The sequence below is a fragment of the Streptomyces smaragdinus genome, from assembly GCF_009604385.1.
Taxonomy (GTDB): domain Bacteria; phylum Actinomycetota; class Actinomycetes; order Streptomycetales; family Streptomycetaceae; genus Streptomyces; species Streptomyces smaragdinus.
In genome coordinates this window covers 57,946-79,435 of the sequence record NZ_WEGJ01000021.1, presented here as the reverse complement: position 1 = coordinate 79,435, position 21,490 = coordinate 57,946, and the positions used below count along the sequence as shown (strand labels likewise).

Annotated in this window: 22 protein-coding genes; 14 read left to right on the top strand and 8 right to left on the bottom strand. The window is 70.3% G+C overall.

Translation table 11 applies throughout. The annotated features are described in order from the left end of the window. Positions 1–34 precede the first annotated feature (34 nt). From SRB5_RS23295 to SRB5_RS23285, 3 genes are all read right to left on the bottom strand, one after another. On the bottom strand, positions 35–2,218 hold the full coding sequence (locus SRB5_RS23295) for a glycoside hydrolase family 3 N-terminal domain-containing protein (RefSeq protein ID WP_153455196.1): 2,184 nt from the start codon (positions 2,216–2,218) through the stop codon (positions 35–37). Beyond that, positions 2,215–4,575, bottom strand: coding sequence for a glycoside hydrolase family 9 protein (locus tag SRB5_RS23290; RefSeq protein WP_228390374.1), 2,361 nt, complete (start codon positions 4,573–4,575; stop codon positions 2,215–2,217). Before SRB5_RS23290 ends, SRB5_RS23295 begins: the two co-directional genes overlap by 4 nt. Before the next feature lie 424 nt (positions 4,576–4,999). Beyond that, positions 5,000–5,356, bottom strand: coding sequence for a hypothetical protein (locus SRB5_RS23285; protein WP_153455194.1), 357 nt, complete (start codon positions 5,354–5,356; stop codon positions 5,000–5,002). A gap of 146 nt (positions 5,357–5,502) precedes the next feature. Here SRB5_RS23285 and SRB5_RS23280 point away from each other — a divergent pair, with 146 nt between their 5' ends. Further along, positions 5,503–7,455, top strand: a complete 1,953-nt coding sequence (locus tag SRB5_RS23280; protein WP_153455192.1) for a tetratricopeptide repeat protein — start codon at positions 5,503–5,505, stop codon at positions 7,453–7,455. Here the strand turns inward: SRB5_RS23280 and SRB5_RS23275 are convergent. Next, positions 7,452–9,032 (bottom strand): translation initiation factor 2, encoded by a 1,581-nt coding sequence (locus tag SRB5_RS23275; protein ID WP_323378334.1) that lies wholly within the window; start codon positions 9,030–9,032, stop codon positions 7,452–7,454. The genes SRB5_RS23280 and SRB5_RS23275 overlap by 4 nt on opposite strands. A 245-nt stretch (positions 9,033–9,277) precedes the next feature. On the opposite strand from SRB5_RS23275, the gene SRB5_RS23270 reads away from it, so the two are divergent. The 3 genes from SRB5_RS23270 to SRB5_RS23260 all read left to right on the top strand — a co-directional run bounded on the left by SRB5_RS23270 (position 9,278) and on the right by SRB5_RS23260 (position 10,896). After that, positions 9,278–9,745 carry a hypothetical protein gene (locus SRB5_RS23270; RefSeq protein WP_153455190.1) on the top strand — a complete coding sequence of 156 codons (468 nt, stop codon included), beginning with the start codon at positions 9,278–9,280 and terminating at the stop codon, positions 9,743–9,745. Between the two features lie 69 nt (positions 9,746–9,814). Continuing rightward, entirely contained in the window at positions 9,815–10,198 is a 384-nt protein-coding gene (locus SRB5_RS23265) for a hypothetical protein (RefSeq protein WP_153455188.1), read from the top strand. A gap of 2 nt (positions 10,199–10,200) precedes the next feature. After that, positions 10,201–10,896 (top strand): nucleotidyl transferase AbiEii/AbiGii toxin family protein, encoded by a 696-nt coding sequence (locus SRB5_RS23260; protein WP_153455271.1) that lies wholly within the window; start codon positions 10,201–10,203, stop codon positions 10,894–10,896. A gap of 203 nt (positions 10,897–11,099) precedes the next feature. Here SRB5_RS23260 and SRB5_RS23255 read toward each other — a convergent pair whose 3' ends face one another. Beyond that, on the bottom strand, positions 11,100–12,764 hold the full coding sequence (locus tag SRB5_RS23255; protein ID WP_153455186.1) for a cellulose-binding domain-containing protein: 1,665 nt from the start codon (positions 12,762–12,764) through the stop codon (positions 11,100–11,102). Positions 12,765–13,252: 488 nt separating this feature from the next. Between SRB5_RS23255 and SRB5_RS23250 the strand changes: the two genes are divergently transcribed. The 7 genes from SRB5_RS23250 (at position 13,253) to SRB5_RS23220 (ending at position 17,152) form a co-directional block, all read left to right on the top strand. Next, a complete protein-coding gene (locus SRB5_RS23250; RefSeq protein WP_153455184.1) occupies positions 13,253–13,723 on the top strand; it encodes a hypothetical protein in 471 nt (156 codons plus the stop codon). Positions 13,724–13,875: 152 nt separating this feature from the next. Next, the gene (locus SRB5_RS23245) at positions 13,876–14,142 is read left to right on the top strand and encodes a hypothetical protein (protein ID WP_153455182.1); all 267 of its coding nucleotides are present in this window, start codon (positions 13,876–13,878) and stop codon (positions 14,140–14,142) included. Beyond that, positions 14,111–14,638, top strand: coding sequence for a DUF6879 family protein (locus tag SRB5_RS23240; RefSeq protein WP_153455180.1), 528 nt, complete (start codon positions 14,111–14,113; stop codon positions 14,636–14,638). The genes SRB5_RS23245 and SRB5_RS23240 overlap by 32 nt, the downstream gene beginning before the upstream one ends. Positions 14,639–14,654: 16 nt before the next feature. After that, positions 14,655–15,503, top strand: coding sequence for a helix-turn-helix domain-containing protein (locus SRB5_RS23235; RefSeq protein WP_153455178.1), 849 nt, complete (start codon positions 14,655–14,657; stop codon positions 15,501–15,503). Between the two features lie 156 nt (positions 15,504–15,659). Then, positions 15,660–16,073 (top strand): ATP-binding protein, encoded by a 414-nt coding sequence (locus tag SRB5_RS23230; RefSeq protein ID WP_153455176.1) that lies wholly within the window; start codon positions 15,660–15,662, stop codon positions 16,071–16,073. Beyond that, the gene (locus SRB5_RS23225; protein WP_153455174.1) at positions 16,043–16,549 is read left to right on the top strand and encodes an alpha/beta hydrolase; all 507 of its coding nucleotides are present in this window, start codon (positions 16,043–16,045) and stop codon (positions 16,547–16,549) included. The genes SRB5_RS23230 and SRB5_RS23225 overlap by 31 nt, the downstream gene beginning before the upstream one ends. 33 nt (positions 16,550–16,582) lie before the next feature. Beyond that, positions 16,583–17,152 carry a hypothetical protein gene (locus tag SRB5_RS23220; protein WP_153455172.1) on the top strand — a complete coding sequence of 190 codons (570 nt, stop codon included), beginning with the start codon at positions 16,583–16,585 and terminating at the stop codon, positions 17,150–17,152. A gap of 28 nt (positions 17,153–17,180) precedes the next feature. Here the strand turns inward: SRB5_RS23220 and SRB5_RS23215 are convergent, their stop codons facing one another. Then, a complete protein-coding gene (locus SRB5_RS23215; RefSeq protein ID WP_153455170.1) occupies positions 17,181–17,615 on the bottom strand; it encodes a hypothetical protein in 435 nt (144 codons plus the stop codon). A gap of 70 nt (positions 17,616–17,685) precedes the next feature. Between SRB5_RS23215 and SRB5_RS23210 the strand changes: the two genes are divergently transcribed. Then, positions 17,686–18,174 (top strand): isochorismatase family protein, encoded by a 489-nt coding sequence (locus tag SRB5_RS23210; RefSeq protein WP_153455168.1) that lies wholly within the window; start codon positions 17,686–17,688, stop codon positions 18,172–18,174. 36 nt (positions 18,175–18,210) lie between these two features. On the opposite strand, the gene SRB5_RS23205 is transcribed toward SRB5_RS23210, so the two are convergent. Beyond that, entirely contained in the window at positions 18,211–18,738 is a 528-nt protein-coding gene (locus SRB5_RS23205; protein WP_153455166.1) for a DUF4240 domain-containing protein, read from the bottom strand. 122 nt (positions 18,739–18,860) lie between these two features. Here SRB5_RS23205 and SRB5_RS23200 point away from each other — a divergent pair, with 122 nt between their 5' ends. After that, complete coding sequence (locus SRB5_RS23200; protein ID WP_194293007.1) at positions 18,861–19,517, top strand: SMI1/KNR4 family protein; 657 nt, start codon at positions 18,861–18,863, stop codon at positions 19,515–19,517. 3 nt (positions 19,518–19,520) lie between these two features. On the opposite strand, the gene SRB5_RS23195 is transcribed toward SRB5_RS23200, so the two are convergent. Next, positions 19,521–20,873 carry a hypothetical protein gene (locus tag SRB5_RS23195; protein ID WP_153455162.1) on the bottom strand — a complete coding sequence of 451 codons (1,353 nt, stop codon included), beginning with the start codon at positions 20,871–20,873 and terminating at the stop codon, positions 19,521–19,523. A gap of 122 nt (positions 20,874–20,995) precedes the next feature. On the opposite strand from SRB5_RS23195, the gene SRB5_RS23190 reads away from it, so the two are divergent. Then, entirely contained in the window at positions 20,996–21,487 is a 492-nt protein-coding gene (locus tag SRB5_RS23190; RefSeq protein WP_153455159.1) for an ATP-binding protein, read from the top strand. Positions 21,488–21,490: the final 3 nt, after the last annotated feature.

The following is a 21,490-nucleotide window of genomic DNA, read 5'->3' as shown; positions in this document are numbered from 1 at the left end:
CGATGGGCGGTGACCGGCGGGGACGCGCGACGGGTCAGGGGGTCGTCGCGCCCGTGCAGGCCGGCGGAGGGAGGTTGTCCGCCGAGCCGTTCGCCGTGTAGCCGAAGGTGACCGTGCCGCCCGGGGGCACCGTGCCGTTCCAGGGACTGTTGCGGACGGTGGCGCGGCCCCCGGAGGTCGTCAGCTGGCCGTTCCACAGATTGGTGATCGTCCGCGAGCCCAGGTCCCAGGCCGCCTCCCAGCCGGTCAGCTGGACGGTGCCGGGGTTGCGTACCGTGACCTCCGCCTGGAAGCCGCCCGACCAGGCGTTGACCACCTTCGTCGTCGCAGTGCAGGACTCGTCACCCGGGTCGCGATCGGGATCCGGATCCGGGTCCGTGCCGGCGTCGTACGTCAGCCCGTACCCGTACTCGAACAGCGGATCCTTCCCGTCCGCCACATTGATCGGCTGCTGCGAGACGCTGCGCATCCACGTCATCGGCAGCTTCCCGGTCGGCCGGTAGTCGCCGAACAGCACGTCCGACACCCCGCCGCCCTCCGTCCCCGGCAGCCACGCCGCGACCAGCGCCGGCCAGTCCGGCAGCTGCGCGGCGATGTCCAGCGGCCGACCGGAGACCAGCACGACCACCACCGGCACCCCGCTGGCCCGCAGCCGGGTGAGCGTCTGCAGATCCTCCGTGTCCAGCCCCATCGCGCCGGTCCGGTCGCCGCGCCCCTCCGCGTACGGGGTCTCGCCGACCACGGCGACGGCGGCGGTGTAGCTGCCGTCGATGCCGTTGCCGTACCGGTCGAAGGTGACCCGTGACGGGTCGGTGACGGCCGCCCGGATGCCCTCGAGCACGGTGGTGCCGGGCGTGATGTCGCCGCTGTGGCCCTGCCAGCTCATCGTCCAGCCGCCGCTCTGGTTGCCGATGTCGTCGGCCGACTTGCCCGCGACGAACAGCTTGCCGGACTTGGCGAGCGGCAGCACTCCGCCGTCGTTCTTCAGCAGCACCTGCGACTCGCGCACCGCCTGGCGGGCCAGGTCCCGGTGTGCGGCGGAGCCGACCGTCCCGGTGTACGAGCGGTCCGTCAGCGGGTGCTCGAACAGGCCGAGCTCGAACTTCTTGGTGAGGATGCGCCGGTTGGCGTCGTCGATGCGGGACATCGGGATCCGCCCGGCGTTCACCTCGTCGCGCAGCAGGCCGATGAACGTCTTGTAGTCGTTCGGCACCATGATCATGTCGAGCCCGGCGTTGATCGCCTGGCTCACCTCGGCCCCGGTGAAGCCGGTCCGCCCGTCGAGCTGGTCGATGCCCGCCCAGTCGGAGACCACGAAGCCGTCGAAGCCCAGCTCACCCTTCAGCACATCGGTGAGCAGGTACTTGTGCCCGTGCAGCTTGGCGCCGTTCCAGCTGCTGAACGACACCATCACCGACCCGACGCCCCGCTCCACCGCCTCCTTGAACGGCGGCAGATGGTACGCGCGCAGCTCCGCCTCGGTGAGCTGGGTGTTGCCCTGGTCGGTGCCGTTCGTCGTGCCGCCGTCACCGATGTAGTGCTTCGCGGTGGCGAGCACGGACGACGGCTTGGAGCCGGGTCCGCCGGTGCCCTGGAAGCCGTCGACGATCGTCGCCATCGACGTCACCAGCTCGGGCGTCTCGCCGAACGACTCGTACGTCCGCCCCCAGCGGTCGTTGCGCGCCACGCACAGACACGGCGCGAACGTCCAGTCGATGCCCGTACCGGACACCTCCTCGGCCACCGCCCCGCCGATCCGCTCGACGAGCTCGGGGTCACGGGTGGCGCCGAGGCCGATGTTGTGCGGGTAGATCGTCGCGCCCCGGACGGCGTTGGCGCCGTGCACCGCGTCGATGCCGTAGATCATCGGGATGCCGAGCGGGGTGGACAGGGCCTGGCGCTGGAGGTTGTCGTACGTGTCGGCCCAGGTCTGCGCGTTGTTCGGGCTGACGGTGCCGTCGCCGCCGGAGAGGATCGAGCCCAGGCGGTACGTGGCCACGTCCGACTGCGTGAGGATCGCGTCCCGGTCGGCCTGCGTCATCTGGCCGATCTTGTCGTCGAGCGTCATCCGGGCGAGCAGGTCGTCCACCCGGTCGTCGACGGCGGCCGTCGAGTCACGGTAGTCCGCGGCGGCCGCCTCGGCCGGGGGCTGTGCGTTCGTCGCCCCGGTGAGGGTGAGGAACGCTACGGCGGCGGACAGCAGGGCGGTCCGCATCATGACGTGCACTCCGTTCCGTTGAGGGTGAAGTCGTCGGGCGGGTCCGTGGACGCTCCCGAGCCCTGGAAGCCGAAGGACGCCGAGCCGCCGACGGGGATGTTGGCGTTGTGCGGGGCGTTGGTGGCGCTCGCGCCGGCGCCGGACTGGGTGACGGTGGCGTTCCAGGCGCTGGTGACCCGCTCGGCGCCCTTGAACGTGAAGCGGAGGTTCCAGCCGCCGGTGATGTCCGCGGTGCCGGTGTTGCGTACGACGACCTCGGAGGTGAAGCCGGTGCCCCAGGAGTTGACGGTGTACGTCACGGCGCACGGCCCGTCGGGCGTGGGGTCGGGGTCGGGATCCGGGTCCGGGTCGGGGTCCGGATCGGGGTCCGGGTTCGTGCCGTCGGGCGTGGCGCCCCACTGCTTGTCCGGCCCCTCCATCAGCACGATGTTCGCCGCGTCCACGGGCGTCGAGCCGGGCGTGGTGGAGACCCCCTGGTACGACCAGTCGTTCGCCGGGTTCCAGGCACCGGAGGAGGAGATCCGGAACTGGACCTCCTTGCGGTACGCCGACTGTCCGGCCGGGGCGATCACGGTGTCCGAGCAGTCCACGGTCAGGTAGTAGACGTTGCCCTCGTACTGCGTCGGCCCGCTGACCCTGCCGCACTGGTTGTAGTTCGTCGTGTAGCTGATCTGACCGGGGCTGACCCCGTCCTCCAGCGTGAAGTAGTAGCGCAGCGACGAGTCCGTCAGCGCCCGCGCCGGCCACGCCGACTTGTTGACCAGGTACGCCTTGATCTCGGTGAAGTTGGTCCCGGCGGCGTTCACCGACGCCTGGACGGACATCTCCGTGCCGACCGGCTGCTCGGGCTGCGGGAAGTTCGTGAGGGGTGCGCCGCCGTACTCGCCGTACAGCCGGGCCAGCGCGCCGGTGAAGGCCGCGTTGTAGTCGGTGGCGACCTCGTTGTTGGTGTAGTTCGACCGGTCGTCGGTGTACGAGTCGTTCGGCGAGCTGGGACCGCCGACGAGTGCCCCGTACAGCACGTGCCTGCTCTCGACCGGGCTGTTGATCTGGTCGGTCCACGAGCCGTGCGAGGTGCGGTGGTGCGGCTTGGTCGGCGGGTTGGTGCCGAAGCCGACGACGTAGCTGGAGTGGCGCGGGTTGTCGCCGAGCGCGTAGTTGACCTGCCGGACGGCGAAGTCGTGGTAGCGCTGCTTGCGGGTGGCGTCGCCGGTCAGCCAGTCGGAGTAGGACAGGGCGACGAACGACGTGTTGGCCGCGTACCGCAGCGACCCCCAGCTGTCGAGGACGGCCTGTCCGCCGGGGGAGTACGGGACGTGCTGGCCGTTCACCCCGGTCGTCCACCAGTCGAGCCAGCGGTTCGCGTCGTCGACGTACTTCTGCTTGCCGGTCTCCTTGGCGAGCAGCGCGTACGAGCCGTACGACGTGTCGTCCCAGGAGATCGTCCACCGGTACGAGCGGGTCGAGGTCTGCGGTTCGGTCGAGAGGTTGTCGTAGTACGACTCGGCCTTGGCCAGGTACGACGCGTCGCCGGTGGCCTTGTGCAGCCAGATCGCGCCCCACACCAGCTCGTCGTTGTAGCCGCTCCAGGACTTGTAGTACGCCTGGGCGTCGGTGATGCAGTCGCTGTACTTGCCGCGGTAGGTGTCCGCGAAGGTGTAGAGCTGGCGCGCGTGGCTGACGAGCCGGTCCGCGTACGCCGGGTCGGAGTCGCGGAAGACCAGGGAGGACGCCGCCATCGCCGCGGCCGTCTGGCCCGCGAGGTCGGAGCCGGGACAGGAGGCGTCGATCTTGTACGCGGGCCGGGCCATCGGCATCACCTCGGCCGGGCCCCACCACTTGTGGTCGGCCTCGCCGTTGCCCACCTGGCCGTACAGGACGTTGGCGGAGGGATGCGCCCTGACGAAGTAGTCGTTGACGAAGCGCAGATTGTTCTTCAGGTGCTCCAGCTGGCCGGACGAGGTGTACGCGGCCTTCTGCTCGATCCCGCCCCAGGCCAGCATGGTCGCGGAGAACGCCATCGGCAGCCCGAACTTGACGTGGTCACCGGCGTCGTACCAGCCGCCCGTCAGATCGAGTCCGGCGGACTTCCCGTCGTCCATCCCGGAGTCGCCGCGCCAGCTGACGCGGTTGAAGTCGGGGATCGGGCCCGACTGCTGGGCCTCGTAGAACAGCAGCGACTTCTGCAGCGCCTCCCCGTACGCGAACGCCGGGGCGGCGGCTGCGGGGGTGGGCGCCGACAGGGGGAGCAGGGCCCCGGCGACGACCGTCGCGGCGAGGGCGAGGACGCCGGCGGGGCGTCTGCGGGGGTGTGGCGTGTCCGGCTTTCCGCGCCGGAGCAGGTCGGGGAGGCGCAACGGAGTCCCTTTCCGTCGTCGATGGGCAGCCGGTGGCGACACGGCGCCGGGACCCGGGCAAGGTGGCGGCCCGGGTGCCGGCGCGTCACGCCGTGCCTGCCCGCGTGTGGGGGCGGTCGCGCCGGGGGAAGGGCGGCGGACCGTGGTGCGGGCGTGCGGATGCGGCGGGTCGGCTCAGGGGGGCGGCGGCGCGCAACGGCGGGTGCGCGGGGAGAGGGTCTGGATGTGGAGCGGTCGTATGAGTCCCACTATGTGCTGCTTTCTCTCGTCGCTGATGAAAGAGGTTGTACACGCACAGGAGTGGGAGCGCTCCCATCGATATGTTTCATGAAGCCAGGGGTGATGGCCTGTTGTCAACACCCCGGCGGGAAACGCGCACGGCGCCCGGCCCGGCCGATGCCGGATCGGGCGCCGTGGCGGGAGGTCAGGGCGTCGCGGTGTCGAGGTCCTCGAGGTCCATGTCCTTGAGCTTGTCGAACTCCTCCTTGAAGACCTCCTCGGTGAGTTCGCCGATGGCCTTGTTGTCGACGCCGTCGCACTCCGGGGGACGGGAGGCGTTCTCGGTGCTCTCGTCGGCGAACTGCTTGGCCAGGGCGGCCTTGCAGGCCTCGAGATCGGGCTCGGAGCCGGTGTCCTTGCCGGAGTCGGAGCCGGAGTCGGTGGCGACGGCGCTGGGCTCGGCGCTCGACGCGGAGTCGCTGTCGCCGGAGTCGGAACCCCCGCACGCGGTGAGCGCGAACAGCAGGGCGGCGGAGACGCCGACGGCGGAGATGAGACGCATGTTTTCCCCTGAGGCTGGTGAGTAACGAGGCCGCACAGTAGCCGAATTCCCGTTCGGGAAGCTAACCCGTTTGTGGCGCCGGGTAACTACGGTGCTGCAGTGCGCTGTTGTATGGACGGGACCGCCGACGGGGAGAGGACAGGAACGTGACGAGGGTGGAGCTTCCGCCGGAGCCGGCGTGCTTCGTCGACCGGTACGAGCAGCGGGACCGCGTACTCGCGGCGGTGGACGAGTGGACGGGCCGGGACCGGCCGCTGCTGGTCGCCCTGAGCGGACCGCAGGGGATGGGGAAGACGGAGCTGGCCCGGCTGATCGGCCGGCTGCTGCGCGAGCGCTACGCGGACGGGGTGCTGTCGGTCGACCTCGACGACTACCGGCTGGGCGGGAGCCTGGACCCCGGCGATGTGCTGGGACAGCTGCTCGAGTCCCTGGGCGTGGAGCCGGGCTTCGTCGCCGGATCGTTCAAGGCGCGGTGCACGCAGTACTGGAGCCGCACCGCCGGCGCCCGGCTGCTGCTGATCGTCGACAACGCCCGGTACGCCTCGGAGGTCGTGCCGCTGCTGCCCGCGTCCGGGGAGAGCCTGGTGATCGTCACCAGCCATGCCCCGCTGCGTGATCTGGCGGACGGGGCGGCGCTGGGGCTCGCGCTGCCGCCGTTGGAGGAGTGGGCGGCCACCGAGCTGCTGGAGCTGATCGTGCGGGACCCGCGGCCCGCGGCGGAGCCCGAGGCGGTGCGGGCGCTGGTGCGGCTGTGCGAGGGACTGCCGGCGGCGCTGCATGTGGCCGGGGGCTGGGTGCGGGGGCATCGGCTGCGGTCGCTGACGCGGCTGGTGCCGCAGCTGCGGGAGGAGTGGGAGGTGGCGGGGGTCGATGGGGTCGAGCGGTTCTGGGACGTGGTGTACGACGGGCTGTCGGACGGCGCCGCTCGGCTGTATCGGCTGCTGCCGCATCACCCTGGGCCCGCTTTCACGGTGGAGTCGGCGACCGCGCTGTTGGGGCTGGGGCCCGATGCGTGCGAGGAGGCACTTGAGGAGCTCGACCGGGCGGGGTTACTTGATCTGGGTGAGCTGATGGCGGGGGAGGGCGGGCGGCTGCGGCTGCCCGGTCCGTTGCGGGCCCACGCGCTGCGGCGGTCGCGGGGGGACGGGGGTGTGGACGCGGCGCTCGTGCGGTTGGTGCGCTGGCTCGTGCGGCAGTTTCAGCGGGCGGATCTGTTGGCTGCGGGGTCTCGGCTGATCGTGGCGGATTCGGTCGGGGCTGTCGAAGGGGCGCCGGACGTTCCGTTGGAGGGGCGGGCTGCCGGGTGGCTGTACGAGGAGCGGCACACGCTGTTCGCGGCGCTGCGTCTGGCCCATGAGCGGGGGATGGATGTCGAGGTGGTGGCGCTGTCCGAGCCGTTGTGGACGTATGCGCTCGATCATCCTCAGCAGCTTGATGTGGTCGGTGCGCTGCAGATGGCGGTGGATTCGGCTCTGCGACATGGGGGGCGGCCTGCGTGGATGATGCGTACGCGGTGTCAGCTCGCGCGTCATCTGTGGCAGGCGGGTCTGGTCGATGAGGCCGGGCGGGAGCTCGATGAGGCGGCGGGGGCTCTCCGGCTGTTGGGGGCCGGCGAGGAGAAGCTGGCGGCCTCGCTGGTCGAGTTCCGGGGGATGTTGTGCGGGGTGCGGGGGGATTGGGAGGCGGCTGCGGGGGAGTTCGCACGGGCGCTCGCGCTGCATGACGCGATTTCCAATCCGTACGGGGTGCTGTTGATGACGTATCGGTCGGGGGAGGCTCGGGCGAAGCTCGGTGAGCTGGAGGTGGCTCGCGAGCTGCTTGCCGAGGCGCGTGACCGGGCGTTGGCACTGGGGCGTGAGCGGATGACGCGCCGGACCGGCTTCGCGCTCGCCGGGGTGCTGTGCCGGCTCGGGCGGACCGGGGAGGCGAGGCCGTTGTACGAGGAGTCGCTGGAGTCCGCCCGTGGGCGGCGGTCCGCCTTCGACGAGGCGCGGGTGCTCGACGCGATGGCGGAGCTGGCGGAGGCGGAGGGGCTTCGGGAGGAGGCGGGGGAGCGTCGGGCGGCGGCGGGGGTGATTCGGCGGGGGCAGGGGCTTTAGAACGGGGTGGCGGACTCGGTAGGCGTGGCCGGGCGCACGGTGACGTCGTAGGTGCGGTCGCCGATGCGGCAGCGGAGATGTGACGGCTGCCGCCCGGTGTGGACGGCGGAGGCCACGGCGGCGGGGTCGGGGTGGATGATGCGGCCGGCCTCGTTGCGGGGGTGGGCTCGGACGGCGTGGAGGGCCGGGCGGTCGCGGGTGCCGAGGAGGGTGAGCCCGTCGGGGAGGATCGCCGCGGCCGTGCGGCAGCCGGGGTAGGCGTCGAGGGCGTGCCGGATCCAGGCGTCGGCGGCCCAGGGGGCCTGGGGCAGGGGGCGGCGGTACAGGAGGCCGGCGGAGCGGATGTACGGCTCGCTCGCGGCGTCGTACTCCGCGGCGAGGTGGTCTCCGGGGGGTCCGAGGCCTGCGGGGCGGCGGGTCACGCGTATCTCGTCGGCGGCCGTTACGTCGGTGTCGACGTCGAACGCCGCCGGGGTGCGGACGGCGGGGCGGGGCGCGGGCAGGGGGCGGGGTCGGGCGGGTGTGGGCGGCGGGGTCAGGCCGAGGAGGGCGTACAGCTCGGACCTCAGCAGGTCGAGGGCTTGCCCCTGCCGGTCGAAGGCCTGGCGGGCGGCTTGGGCTCCGGGGCCGGGGCGCCAGGCTCGGAGGGCGTGTATGAGGGCGCCGGCGTCCCTCAGGCGGGGGATGCCGCGCAGGAGCGTGTGCATGGGGCTGTCGGGGATCAGCTCGGCGCCGTCGTCCTCGTGGACGCCGACGGCGGGGCGGTCTGCGGCGGCGGTGTAGTACAGGGCGGCGGAGCCGTGGTCGGTGATCAGGGCGTCGGCGGCGATGAGGAGGGAGGCCCACTCCTCGTACGGGTCGGCGATGATCAGGCCGGCGTCGCAGGCGGGGGCGAGGCGTTGGGCGAGCTCGTACGACCCCAGGCGGCTGTGCTCGTTGGGGTGGAGGACGAGGGCCAGCTGGTAGGCGTCGTACGGCAGTCGGGCGGCCAGTTCTTGGGCCAGCCCCGGGTGGCGGTGGAGCAGCGACTCGGGGCCCCAGGTCGAGGCGAGGACGACCAGGGTGCGGGAGCCGGTGCCGAGGGCGGCCCGGTACCGGTCGCGGAGGGGGCGGGAGGCGAGGAGGCGCTCGAGGGTGGGGTCGCCGACGACCTTGGCGGGGGCGGCGTCGTCCCACGCGACGAGGCGGGCGGCCTGATCGGGATGCGCGACGGCGTGCAGCGCGAGGTCCGTACGCCGCAGGAAGACGGGATCGAGCCCCGACGCCGAGTCGGAGCCCTCGCCCGGGAGGGACTTGCTGTACCCGGCGCCGTGGGGCAACAGCACGTGCGTACCGCGGATCAGCCGGACGTCGCCCTTGGGGCTGGCGCTGAGGACCAGGTCGTACGACCCGCGCAGGGCCTCGCTCCACGGGACGGTCCGCCCGCCGATCCGCTCGACGGCGGCGAGGGCGTCGACGCCGAAGTCGGAGCCGGGGACGAGGGTGAACAGCCGGGTGACGCGCTCGTCACCGGCGAAGACGAGGACGGCGTCGAGGAGCCGGTGCAGGGCGACGGCGGATCGGGCGGCAAGGAGCACGGTTGCTCGTTGCTCGTTGCTCGTTGCTCGTTGCTCGTTGCTCGTTGCTCGTTGCTCGTTGCTCCGACCCTTCCATTTTACCGGTGCCCGAACGGAGATACGCGCTGTTTCCGCAGGTAGAAGCAGTATTACGGACATCATCCGGCGGCATGCGACCGATCGTACCGCCGCGATTGCCCGATACCCGATGCACGGACGAGCCCACCAGGGCATGGTGCAGGAAGAATCCGAAGAGGCGGGGGCACATGAGCGACTGGGGAATCGCACTGATCGCGGCCGGAGCGGCACTCGCCGGCAGCATCGTCACCGGCTGGTACGCCCGCAGCGCCGGCCTCCGCCAGGCCGAGGCAGCCCGCCACGCGGGCGACCGCCAGGCGGAGGCGCTGCTGGAGTCCGTAAGACTCACCCTCGAGGGCGCCGAAGCCCAACGCCGCCTGACTCTCCGCCGCCAGACCTACGCCGACTTCCTCGCCGCGGCGGACGCCCGCACGCTGCTCGACCGCCGGGGCCGAGGCACCGGAGACGAGGAGTCCCACCTCCAACGGGCACACGGCGGCATCGCCCTCGAAGGCCCCGAGGAGGTGACCACGGCCGCGGACGCTCTGGTCGCCGCCCTGCGCGGCCACGCCCGAGCGGACGAGCTGAGCGCTGCCAGAGCAGATTTCGTCACGGCGGCCCGCCGGGCGTCGGCGAACCTGCCGGACGCTCGCTGATTGTGGGACTGCGGTTACAGAACGTACTTCATGCCGTGGGGTCGACCCGTTCTGTGGGACAATCCGGCCATGGACGTGACTGAGGCGGATCTGGCCGATGAGCTGGCGGATTATCACCGCAAGTACGCGAAGCGCGTGCCGCTCGGCCTGTCTGATCTGTGCGGTCCCAGTCAAGGGTTGATCGAGCCGCCCTTCACAGTTGTCTGGTCTGGATTGCGTGTATTCGACCTGAGCGACCCGCGCCAGCGACTCTCCCTGTACCGCAACGTGCTGGCAGAGGGGATGCGAGAGGACATCTGTGCTCTCCTCAACCGTCGGCTTCTTGAGGAGCAGTGGCCGCTCCTTCGCCGTGTCCTGGTGCCGGCGGCCCGTCGGGTATGGGAACGACGATTCCCCGAACTCGCCGCCCTGCCCGAGATGACCCGCCCGGCCTTCCTGGACGCCGCAGCGTGAAAATGCCGGCTCTGCATGCCCGTCTCTTGGCGGACGTGATCGAGATCGGTGAGCCTCTGCCCCTTGTCCTTACCGGGGGATACGCAGTCCAGGCTCACGAGATCGTCTCGCGGCTGAGCAAGGACCTTGACTTCGCTACCGACAGTCAGCGGCCGCTGCCCGACATTGCGGACGTCCTCGTCGACGGACTCACGGCGCGCGGGTGGCGGGTACAGGTGATCGAGACGAGCAAGAACTCCGCCCGGCTTCAGGTCAACGGCGCGGAGGGTGAAGAGTGCGAAGTGGATGTCTTGCGTGAGTTCTTCACCCGGAAGCCGGCGCAGATGGCGTACGGGCCCGTTCTGGCTGAACCCGATGTGCTCGGGACGAAGATGCGTGCCTTGTCCGAGCGCGGCGTACCGCGTGACTTGATTGACATCCACTCCGCGTCCCGTTGGTGGAGTTGCTCCGACTTGGAGTCCCTGGGACGAGCTCATTCCCGAGGTCGCTTCACCCTCGAGGGCCTCCAGAACCGGCTTGAGGCCGCTCAGTGGTACGGCGAGGAGGAGTTCACCGAGTACGGTCTTACGCCGGATGAGGTTCGGGTTCTGTACGCATGGGCTACTGCATGGGCTGAGGACCTCGCGCTGCGTCTGCACACCGGTGAGTCACGGGATGAGCAGGAGCCGGGTGACGAGTCCTGGCTTTACGACGTGTAATTCCTCTCCGGCCATTCGCCTGTGTTCGCGGGGAAGACGCAGTAATGGGTACAAGCCGCCGCTCAGTCTACCGGCGCTCGCCCGAACAGGTTCGCGACTGTCCTGGCCCCCAGGCGCTGAGCGCCCTGCTCACCGACCTTGGCCGCAAGACGAACGGCCCTTCCCGGCACCGCGCCGGGAAGGGCCGTAAGGCATGAATCGCGCTACCCCACCGTGCAGGTGAAGTTCGTCGGGTTCGACGAGTTGCCGTTCACCGTGAAGCCGAACGTCGTGGACGCGCGGGCGCCGAGGGAGCCGTTCCACGCCGCGTTGCGGACCGTGACCGCGCCTGAGGTGCCGGTGTTGGTGCCGTTCCAGACGCTGGTGATCGTCTGGCCGGACGGCATCGTCATACCGACGCGCCAGCCGGTGATGGCTGCCGAGCCCGTGTTGGTGACCGTCACCTCACCCTGGTAGCCGCCGTTCCACGGATTGACCAGGCGGTACGTGGCCGTGCAGCCGTCCTGGCCCGACCCGCCGTCGGAGCTCCCGCCGTCCGTTACGCCGCCGTCCGTCGTACCGCCGTCGGTGGTGCCGCCGTCCGTGGTGCCGCCGTCGGTCGTCCCGCCGTCCGTCAGCGTCGGCGTGGTCCAGTTCCGCCAGCTCGCGAGGTTTCCGGCCTTCTTGGACGAGATACGGAACACGCCCGGAGCCGAGCCCGAGTTTTTCAGGAACCGGTTGATGCTCTGCGTCATCGGCGTCTTCCACTCGTTGCGCACCGCGCAGTGGGTGCCGTCGGCGACGTCCGACCAGTAGCTGATGTTGCTCTGCGCGCCGAGCGCCTTGTAGATCTCCGCCGCCCCGAGCGCCGACACGCTGCCGGAGCGCGCCCCGAGCCAGTCGACGTGCGGGTTCTCCATGATGAAGAGCCCGCGTGGCGCCACCAGCCCGACGACCTCGTGCATGTCGACGGGCAGATTGCCCGGGTTCCCGGTGTACGAGCTGAACGCGTCACCCAGCCACGGCTGCTCGGAGTATGCGCTGCTCAGCGGCTGCGAGCCGCTCTCCTGCGCGATCGACCGCATGGCCGGCACACCACCGGTGCCCGACTCGATGGGCATGGTCAGATCGATGCGCTGGTCGAACGCGCCCGCCGTGATCGCCCCCTTGCCGAAGCGCGAACAGCCGGTCACGCCGGTGCCGTCGGCGCTGAGGATGTTGCCGCCGTTCGACTCGATGACGTCGATGATCCGGGAGACGCCCCAGGACCACGCCATCAGCAGACCGGTGCTGCTCGTGGAGCCGTACAGCGTGTAGAACGCGCCGGACTTGGCGTTACGGGCGGTGCCTTCACGTCCGACCGTGTACGGGTCGAAGTTGATGACCGCCGCGCCCGCCGCCTTGATGGTGGCGGTGTCGGCCCCCAGCCCGCCGAAGACGATCACGGCCGGGAACGGGCCCGTACCGCTCGGCAGTTCCACCCGCGCCGAGAAGCTCGCGCTCTTGCCCGAGGCGGAGGCGTTCACCGTGATGCTGGTGGAGGAGACGGATCCCGTCACGGTGGGCTTGGCGGGCTTCTGGCCGTAGATGGAGCGTTCGGCCAGCTCGTGGATCTCGGCGCGGCGGCACCGCCAGTCGCTCTTGCTGGTGATGCGGGTGCCGTTGATCCGGGTGAACGGGTCGGGGAGCAGCGTGTTGGACCCGGCCGGCGTGGTGCCGACCGCGCAGTCGGCGCCGTCGTGCTCGGGTTCGCCGGCCACGGAGGCGGCCGGGATGTCCCGGTCGCCGGAGAGCGGGTTCAGGGTGGCGATCCCGAGGCCGGTGACGGTGACGACGGCGAGGGTGGCGACCCAGGCCCGTGGCAGGAATCTGTGCAGGCGTATGCGCATGGGGGGACTACCTCCGGAGGGGGCACGCGCGGGAGCAGGGCAGGCCTGGACGGCCCATCGGCGCACGCCGGTTGGCGGGGGGTGAGAGCGCGCCGGTTCCGGACCGCCGTCCTGGCCATCCCGTGCCGCGGGCACGGGAGACGGCGTGGCAGTCGGTGCTGGTGTCGAGCGGGGTGCGGGTGCCGGAATCGATGCGGGAGCGCTCCCAGACTAGAAACGGCTCCTGTCCATGACAACCGGCGGGGCCGGGGCGTCTGAGGTTGTCCGTACTCCCTCGGACGCGGCCGGCCGGCGGTCGCACCGTACGATCGCAAAGCGGTCCATGTCCTCACCCGAACCCGCCGACTGTCGGCTCAGCCCGCTCACCGCGTCCGCCGCGGAACCGGCTGCTTTCGGCCACTTTCCCGCGAGCGGAGGCCGCCCCCGGGTGCCGACGTCCCCGGCCGACGCCCTACCGTGAGGGGCACATGTGACGGGCGGTGGCACGCGTGACGACCAAGCAGACGGTCCGCAGGGGACTCCGCCTCGGAGTCCGCATCGGCCTGGCCCTGACCGCCCTGTGGGGGACCCTCACCTGCGTGGCTGCCGCCGCGTTCCTGGGCACCGGCAAACGCGACGCGGCCCTCGACGTCTTCCTCCGCGGCACCGCCGCGACGGCCGGAACGATGGCCGTCTGCACCCTCCTCGGCGCCGCGACCGGCGCCGCCCTGGCCCGCGCCCCCGAGTGGCTGGCCTCCCGCGCCCTGCTCCGCGGCCTCCTCGCGGGCGCCGTCGCGAGCACCGTCTTCCTCGCCGAAGCCCTCGTGATCGGCGCCGCCACGTACGCCGCGATCGCCCCCGTCCTGGGCGCGCTGCTCTGCACACCGGTCATCGGCCTGGTGGCGGCCGTGCACAGCGGCGACGTCCTGGGCCGCACCCACTACCACCCCTGGCTGTGGGGCAAGGAAAAGGCAGCGTAGACCCGCCTATCACTTCAAGAGCGGTCAACGTACGGTTCCGCCCGGAGAACACCACGTCAGGGTGAAAACCGACCCCTTCTCTTGCCTCGGGACGACCGCCCCGGAAGCGTTGTGCGCAAGTATCCGCAACTGGCTTGGAACGGGAACACGACATGGCCCTAGAGTTCGTCGGAATCGACCCGGAGACCACGGGAGGCGGTTCACCGACCGTGTGGGTCGAGGGCGAGACGGCCGATCTCGTCCTGCAGGGCGAGGAGGCCGACGGACTGACGAAGGCCCTGGTGGGCGAGACCGAGTGGGTTGCCGGACACGACACGGGGATTCCCGCGCACGAGACGGTGATCCGCATCCCGGCCCGCATGGTGCCGATCCTGAGGGAGGCGTGTGATGTCGCCGAGCTGCGTGCCGAACTTCGCTGACCTGCTGAGATCCGCCGAACACACCGCGGTGCACCTGGAGATGCGCGACTCCTACGGCATCCGCGACGAGGAGGGCGGCTTCACGGAGTTCCTGCGGACCGGACGGGCCGACCCCGACCCCGATTCGGCGCACTGGCGGGGCTGGATCCCCCTCGTCCGTGAGACCGTCGCCCGGGGGGTGCGGATACGCAGGGCCCGTATCGTCTCCGAGCCGGTCACCGACTACATCCGCTGGGAGCACGCCCAGACCTCGATGAACATCTCCGTCGGCGAGCAGGTCCGCTGGCTCCCCCGGCGCCTCGCCTCCGACATCGCCGTCCCCGGGAACGACCTGTGGCTGATCGACGGACGCCGCGTGGTGTTCCACTGGTTCACCGGTGACGGCGACTGGGCGGGACACGAACGTACGGAGGACCCCGACATCGTGCGCATGGCCGCCGCCGCTTTCGAGGCCGTGTGGGACCGCGGCATCGACCACGCGAAGTTCGCCGTCTGATCCGGCGTACGAGCCCATGCCTGCCTCCCCCTCCTCCAGCGCCCAGGCGGCGCGCATAGCCCTGGCGAGACGTCTGCAGCATCTCCGCCAGGACGCCGGCCTCACCGGGAAGGAGCTGTCTGCCCGGTGCGGATGGCATCCGGCGAAGACGACCCGTATCCAGAAAGGCGAGTCCGCCCCCTCCGACGCGGACATCAAGGCCTGGTGCACGGCCTGCGGATCGGCGGACCAGACGGAGGACCTGATCGCCACGGCGCGGGCGGTCGACTCCATGTACGTGGAATGGCGGCGCATACACAAGAACGGCATGCGCAAGGTCCAGGAGGACTTCTACACCCTGCACGAGCGGGCCGGGATCTGCCGGGTGTACAGCTCCAACGCCGTCCCCGGCTTCTTCCAGACCGCCGACTACGCCACGGCGCTGCTGCGGTCGATCACCGACTTCCAGGGGACCCCCGACGACGTCGCCGACGCCGTCGCCGCCCGGCTGGCCCGCAGCCGGTTCCTCTACGAGGGCGGGCACCGTTTCGTCGTACTGCTGGAGGAGTGGGTCCTGCGCGCCCGGATAGGTGATCCGGCGACGATGACGCACCAGCTCAGGCATCTCCTCGACGTACTGCCGCTGCCGTCGGTCTCGCTCGGCGTCATCCCGTTCAGCGCCCCGCGCGTGGTGTGGCCGCTGGAGGCGTTCTACGTCTTCGACAACGCCCACACCGTGGTGGAGACGCTGACGGCGGAGATCAACATAAGGCAGCCCCGCGAAATAGCGGACTACCGCAGGGCGTTCGCCGAACTCGCGACGATGGCCGTCTTTGGCGCCGACGCCCGCGCCCTCGTCGAGTCGGCGATCCGCACTCTCACCTGAGGTCGCGCAATCTTTCGCAATACCGTTGAGCCCGCTCTCCGGGCCTTCGTACGGTCGTTGATGCCGCGACCAATGTTCCAGGCGCGGCGACTGTGGAGAAGCGGCTCAGTCCACGGCCGGGCAGAGCCATCCCGTCGGAGGGGTGACCCCGTGTCGATGAACACCGCCAGAGCCGCGTCGACGGGCACCCCCCGGTACAGCGAGACGATGCCGTGCGAACCACAGTCGGCCCGCCGGGCGCGACGCCTCATCCATACCGTCCTCAGTGTCTGGGACGTCCGTGAATTAGCCGACACGGCGACCCTGGTGGTCTCCGAACTCGTCGGCAACTCCGTCCAGCACACGCCGTGCGCGCTGCTCAGGGTCACGATAAGCCGCCCCGTCCCGCACCGCGTGAAGATAGCGGTCACCGACAAATCGAGCACCGCCCCCGACATGGCCGACCCGGTCGCGGAGGCCGAGCGGGGGCGGGGCCTGTTCCTCGTCGACATGCTGAGCGACCGATGGGGCTACGACCGCCACCGCTGGGGGAAGACGGTGTGGGCGGAGCTGGAGGTCCCGGCGTACTGACACCGGAGTACGGCGCCGACCCGACCCGCCTCTTCCTGGCGGGCAGCTCCGCCGGCTCCAACATCGCCTCCGTCTGCGCCCTCACCCCGAACGACCCGAAGTTCCAGCCCGGCTTCGAGTCGGCGGACACCTCGGTCACCGGGGCGATCTGCTTTTACGGCTACTACGGCCACTACTTCGGCGATCCCCCGGACGAGCCGGCGCCCGCCCTCCAGCCCCAGGGCTACGTCCACCCCGACGCCCCGCCGATCGTTATCGCCCACGGCACGCGGGACGGCCTGGGGACCGTCGAGGGGGCTCGTAACTTCGCCGCGCAGCTCCGCCGGGTCTCGAAGAACGCCGTGGTCTACGCCGAACTCCCCGGCGGGCTGCACTCGTTCGACGTCTACCACTCGCCGCGCTTCGAGGCGGTGGTGGACGGGGTGGATGCCTTTGCGGCCTGGGTCCTGGCCGCGCGCTCGACCTCGGGATCCTGAATCCGAACGCCCGCCTCCTGGCACACTCCTCGGATGACCAACGCATCCCCGCCCCGTAGCCCGCTGCTCACCCTCACCGGCTTACTGCTGCTGCTGACTGTGTCGGTGAACCTGCTGGCGAGCTGGAGCTCGTGGGGGAACGGCGCCCGGGTGGCGGCGTTCGCTGCGGTCACCGTTGTCGCCGGCGGTGTGTCCGCGCAGCTGCGGGGGCCGGCGGCGGAGGCTTTCGCGGCGATGACGCTGCTGCTGACGCTCGCGACCGCGGCGGCGGTGGAGGCGCTGGTCGACCCGTCGGACGACTCCGGCTTCTGGACCCTCGCCCTCGCGCTGCTCACGGCTGGCTGGCTCGGCTACGGCCTGCTGCTCCGGGAGCTGCGGCTGCCGCTGCCCGCGTGCGTCGCGGCGGGGCAACTGGTGCTGCCGCTGCTGGCCTTCGCGGCCGGCAGCGAGGCGGGTGCCCCGTGGGCGCTGATCGCGACGGGGCTTGCCGACGTGGCGGTGTGGCGCGTGACCACCCGCCCGTCGGTACGAACGACGGCCCTTGTCGCCGCCTTCGTGGTGGGTGGCTGGGGGGTGCTCGACGCGATTGCCCGCATGGGCTGACCCGGCGCGTAACGCCGATCGCGAACGCTCACCCGACCCAGCAGTAGACGCTCCGGCCCTGGTCCCGGGCCTTGCGGACCAGGGCGGCCACATCGCTGAGGATCAAGTCGGCGAGCTCGGTGTTGAAGACTCTGCGGCTCCCTTCCTGCCGCAGGAACCATGCGGCGGCGGCGTCCTTCAGCTCGGACCGGCCGGCCTCGGCGAGCGCCGTGCACAGGAGGGGAGAGAACGCGAAGACGACGGGCCCGTCATCGTCCTTGCCGGCGATGAGGTGAGGCTCGCCGGCGGCGATGAGTTCCTCGAAGCTGACGTCGGTGAGCAGGGACTCCCATTCGAGCACGGCCTCTTCGGGATCGAAGTTGCCGAAGGGGAGCGACTCGAATACGCGACGCGGCCCGGTCCGGAGAACCCGAGAGGCCGACTTGTCATCGGGAGCGGCGAAGAACCTAACGATGGTGCTCATTCCGGCATCATGCCTGGCTACCCGCACCCGTCCACGTGATTCCGCAGAGCAGGGCCTAAAGTCGGGCAGTATGACAACCGCCCTGGTACTGATCGATCTGATGCCGCGCATCATCGCGCTACCCGTAGCCCCGCACACGGGCGACGAGGTGCTGAACCGATGCCTCGAGCTGGCTGACGCCTTCCGCGCCCAGGGACGACCGGTGATTCAGGTCCGCGTAGACCGCCCCAACGTCGCCGAGCAGCCCCCGGGCAGTGACTTCGCGCCCGGCGTGGTGCAGGACGGGGACGTCGTGGTGGTGAAGCGCAGCGTCGGCGCGTTCGGGACGACGGATCTGGACGCTCAGCTGCGGAAACTGGGCGTGGAGACGGTCGTCATGGGCGGACTGGTCACCAACATGGGCGTGGAGTCCACGGCCCGGGCCGCGAGCGACCTCGGCTACGAGGTCGAGTTCGTCGCCGACGCCATGTCGGGCCTGGCGGCGGAGGAACACGACTTCGCGGTGACGACGATCTTCCCGCGCTTCGGCCGGGTCACGGCGACGCGGGACTACCTGTAGCGGCTCGGGTCCATCCCTCCACGGAGCGGAGCGGCTCTAGAAGAGCGCGTCGAGGCGAGGCAGGCGCCGAGCGATCTCCGACGGATCGTCGAAGCAGAAGCGCCAGTCGGGGTCGAGGGCCGGGTAGCTGATGGTGAACGACCCGCCGGGCAACTCCTCGCCGGTGGCGCGCTTGTACGCCTCCCAGGCGATGCCCAGCACGTCCTCGCATTCGAGATCACCGCCGTCGGCTGCCGCCAGAACGGCAGGGTGATCGGCCAGCGAGTCGGGATCGCCGACGGCCTGCTCGAAGACGGTACGACCCTGCGCGATGAGCCATCCCCGGAAGTACTCGAAGCCGTCGTCGGAACAGCCGCCGTTGATCTGATAGGCGGCGGCCCACAGCGGTGCCCGATAGCTGGCGGCCATCAGATCCCAGAAGCGCTGCTGCGCTTCGACGATCTCCTCCGGGTCCTGGGCGGCAAGTATGACGACGGCCTGGGCGGCCACCGCCTCGGCGTCGGCGGGGTCAGCGACCTGGGCGCGGGCGTCGTCGATGAGGTGCCAGAAGCGGTTGATGTCCATGGCCGCTGAGCATGGCAGCGAGGTGTGACATTGATGCGGTTGGCCGGTTGGGATTCGCCGTCGGCTGCTCGTGCCCCCTGTCGGTGCCGGGGACTAACGTGCTTGCCGTTCAGAGGAGAGCCATGGAATCACAGAGCAACTGGACCGGAGTCCGGGAACGTGTCCAGGCCGTGGTCGGTGTGTTCGAGCCGGTCCTGACCGCCGAGGAAATCGCCGAGGTTGAAGCGCAGTACGGTGTCACGCTCCCCGCGGAATACCGCAGCTTCCTGGCGGAGGTGGGAGCGGGCGGGCCCGGACCCGAGTTCCGGCTGATGTCGTTGCGTCAGGTCGACGGGAACTGGGGCTGGGTCTATACCGGCGGCCTCCAACTCATCCCGCTGAACCCGAGTGGACCCTTCATCGAGACGGAGGACTGGGCCGACCACCAGCTGGCGGCCCTTCGTGCGACTGGACACGAGCCCACCGTCCGCGACGAGCACGAGGACTACCTGAACGACTACTACACGGCCTTCGGCGCCGACGCGGAGCGGCGCTGGGCCGAAGACCGGGACCGCGGCTCGATCGTCATCAGTGATAGCGGCTGCGGGATGACGAGCTACCTCATTGTCGTCGGCCCGTGTCGCGGAGAACTCCGCGACCGGGACGTCGGGTCCAACTCGGACTATGTACCGATCGTCGATGGCCAGGGCAGACGTCACAACTTCCGTTCCTGGTACCTCGAATGGCTTGAGCGACGCGAGAGGGAAACCCTGGGGCCGACCGGGTCAGCCGTGTCCTGAACATCAATTCTTGAGCGCAGCGACCCGCCGCGTGCGATCCGCCAGGAGGCGTACGGGCCGAACGGTGGGATGCTTGCGCAATTGTGCGGTCAGGGTCTCGAAGTGGTCGTCGCCGCGCGCCGAGGACACATGCTCGTACTCGTCCAGGAAGCGGCCCCACGAATCGCACGAGGCGTCGAGGTGCCCCAGGCGGTACTGCCGCTGGGCGAGTACGGCGTACGCGTGTGTCCGTCCCTGGCGCTCGACTGCCGGCTGGGCCTTGATCGATTGTTGGAGGGCCTTGATGCTGCCGGGGAGATCGCGCTCCTGGTACAGCACGTGGGAGACGTGGAACAGGTACGCCGTCCGGTCGTACCCCCCGATGGCGTCACGGCGGCTGTCCGCGAGGGACAGAGCCGTCTCCGCCTCCTGGAGCCGGGTGTGTGCCGTGCGGCGGTCCCCGACCATGCTGGCGGCGTGCGCCTGCTGGCCGCGCAGGAACGCGACCAGACGCGGTCCCGCCGACGGGGCGGCCTCGGCGGCCGAGTCCGCCAGTTCGAGGGCGCGTTGTCCGTGGCCGAGGTTCGATGCCTGGAGGCTCATTCCGCGCAGGGTCCGGCAGTACGTGACGTGGTCCTGGGCTTCGCTCGCCAGCTTCAGCGCTTTGAGGTAGTACGTCTGGCCGAGGCCGTGTGCCTTCTCGTACATCGCCATCCAGCCCGTCAGATACGTCAGGTCGGACGCCGCGGCGAGCATGTCCTGCCGCACCTTCGTCGTCGCCTGCGCGCGCAGCCACGGGCCCACCGTGTTGACCAGGAAAGCCGCGGCCATGGGGCGGGCGTGCCCCGCGCCGAGCTCGTCGAGGATGTCAGCGATCCGCTCGGTCATGGTGCGCAGAGCTTCGACCTGGGAGGCACCCACCCGGACGGTCGCCTTTCCCGGACCCGGTGATCGATCCGCCGCGAGTGCGGAGGCTCCGGCGAAGCCGGGAACAGACAGCGCCGCCGAGAAGACGCCGGCCGAGAGAACGCTGCGACGAGACGGATCCATGTCTGCCTTTCCGAGATCTATTAGCTCTTCCACGGTGTCCGTGCCGATTGCTCCGGGCAGGGACGGGGCGGGCGGAAGACCCGCTTCGGTGTGGGTGACCGGACGGCCGAGCTGCTCCGAGAGGACCGCGACGATGAGCGGCCTGACCTCAGGTCTCGGAACCGTGCCGCCGATCCAGTGCGAAACCGTGGACTGGCTGTAGCTGAGATCGAGGCCCGCCTGGCGGCCGAGGCGGTTCACGCGCTGCGCGAGCTGTGTGCGGGTCAGTCTCGCCTGGTCGAGCAGCCCGGCGAGTGCTGAGTTGGGTGTGCGCAATCTCGCTGCCATGTCTTCTCCCGACGGCGTTCATGACGTTCACGGTCCCACCTGCTCTCAACGATACCCACAGAGAGTGATCGAGCGGTTACCTCTTGAGAGAGCTCGACCGATCGAACGACCAGGGAGCGCCAATGCCGGCCAGGGCAAGGGATCACGTCATTGCCGCGGAGGATTCGACCCCGTGGGACAACCCCGACCAGTTGCAGCAACTGAGACTGGACAGCGATCCCGCATCAGCGGCGGTCGGCCGACGGTTCGTACGTGCATACGTGGATCGCCATAGACCGGGCGCTGGAGAAGACCACCTCGACACGGTGGAGTTGATCACCAGCGAGCTCGTTACGAACGGCATTCGATACGGCACGCCGGACGCCGAGTCGCTGTACGTCGTCGTGCACGTCACCGACGAAGTGACCCGCATCGAGGTGCAGGACGCCGTGCGCTGCCAGCTCCGAACGAGTCCGCCAGGCTCCTCGGATGACCGGGGGCGGGGGCTGATCATTCTCGACGGGCTGTGCGTGTGGGGCGTACGGGACCTTCCCGTAGGGAAGGGCGTCTGGGCAATGGTCGCAGTCAACGGCCGTGGTGAAGAAGCTGCTTCGGAGCGCCACAAGATCAGATAGCGT

What these genes read in the sequence shown, in the direction of transcription:
- SRB5_RS23205 (WP_153455166.1), bottom strand. Translation starts at nt 18,738, where the DNA reads ATGGACATCAACCGCTTCTGGCACCTCATCGACGACGCCCGCGCCCAG.
- SRB5_RS23265 (WP_153455188.1), top strand. Translation starts at nt 9,815, where the DNA reads ATGGACGTGACTGAGGCGGATCTGGCCGATGAGCTGGCGGATTATCAC.
- SRB5_RS23255 (WP_153455186.1), bottom strand. Translation starts at nt 12,764, where the DNA reads ATGCGCATACGCCTGCACAGATTCCTGCCACGGGCCTGGGTCGCCACC.
- SRB5_RS23210 (WP_153455168.1), top strand. Translation starts at nt 17,686, where the DNA reads ATGACAACCGCCCTGGTACTGATCGATCTGATGCCGCGCATCATCGCG.
- SRB5_RS23245 (WP_153455182.1), top strand. Translation starts at nt 13,876, where the DNA reads ATGGCCCTAGAGTTCGTCGGAATCGACCCGGAGACCACGGGAGGCGGT.
- SRB5_RS23220 (WP_153455172.1), top strand. Translation starts at nt 16,583, where the DNA reads ATGACCAACGCATCCCCGCCCCGTAGCCCGCTGCTCACCCTCACCGGC.
- SRB5_RS23235 (WP_153455178.1), top strand. Translation starts at nt 14,655, where the DNA reads ATGCCTGCCTCCCCCTCCTCCAGCGCCCAGGCGGCGCGCATAGCCCTG.
- SRB5_RS23200 (WP_194293007.1), top strand. Translation starts at nt 18,861, where the DNA reads ATGGAATCACAGAGCAACTGGACCGGAGTCCGGGAACGTGTCCAGGCC.
- SRB5_RS23195 (WP_153455162.1), bottom strand. Translation starts at nt 20,873, where the DNA reads ATGGCAGCGAGATTGCGCACACCCAACTCAGCACTCGCCGGGCTGCTC.
- SRB5_RS23230 (WP_153455176.1), top strand. Translation starts at nt 15,660, where the DNA reads ATGAACACCGCCAGAGCCGCGTCGACGGGCACCCCCCGGTACAGCGAG.
- SRB5_RS23190 (WP_153455159.1), top strand. Translation starts at nt 20,996, where the DNA reads ATGCCGGCCAGGGCAAGGGATCACGTCATTGCCGCGGAGGATTCGACC.
- SRB5_RS23215 (WP_153455170.1), bottom strand. Translation starts at nt 17,615, where the DNA reads ATGAGCACCATCGTTAGGTTCTTCGCCGCTCCCGATGACAAGTCGGCC.
- SRB5_RS23270 (WP_153455190.1), top strand. Translation starts at nt 9,278, where the DNA reads ATGAGCGACTGGGGAATCGCACTGATCGCGGCCGGAGCGGCACTCGCC.
- SRB5_RS23285 (WP_153455194.1), bottom strand. Translation starts at nt 5,356, where the DNA reads ATGCGTCTCATCTCCGCCGTCGGCGTCTCCGCCGCCCTGCTGTTCGCG.
- SRB5_RS23295 (WP_153455196.1), bottom strand. Translation starts at nt 2,218, where the DNA reads ATGATGCGGACCGCCCTGCTGTCCGCCGCCGTAGCGTTCCTCACCCTC.
- SRB5_RS23260 (WP_153455271.1), top strand. Translation starts at nt 10,201, where the DNA reads ATGCCGGCTCTGCATGCCCGTCTCTTGGCGGACGTGATCGAGATCGGT.
- SRB5_RS23240 (WP_153455180.1), top strand. Translation starts at nt 14,111, where the DNA reads ATGTCGCCGAGCTGCGTGCCGAACTTCGCTGACCTGCTGAGATCCGCC.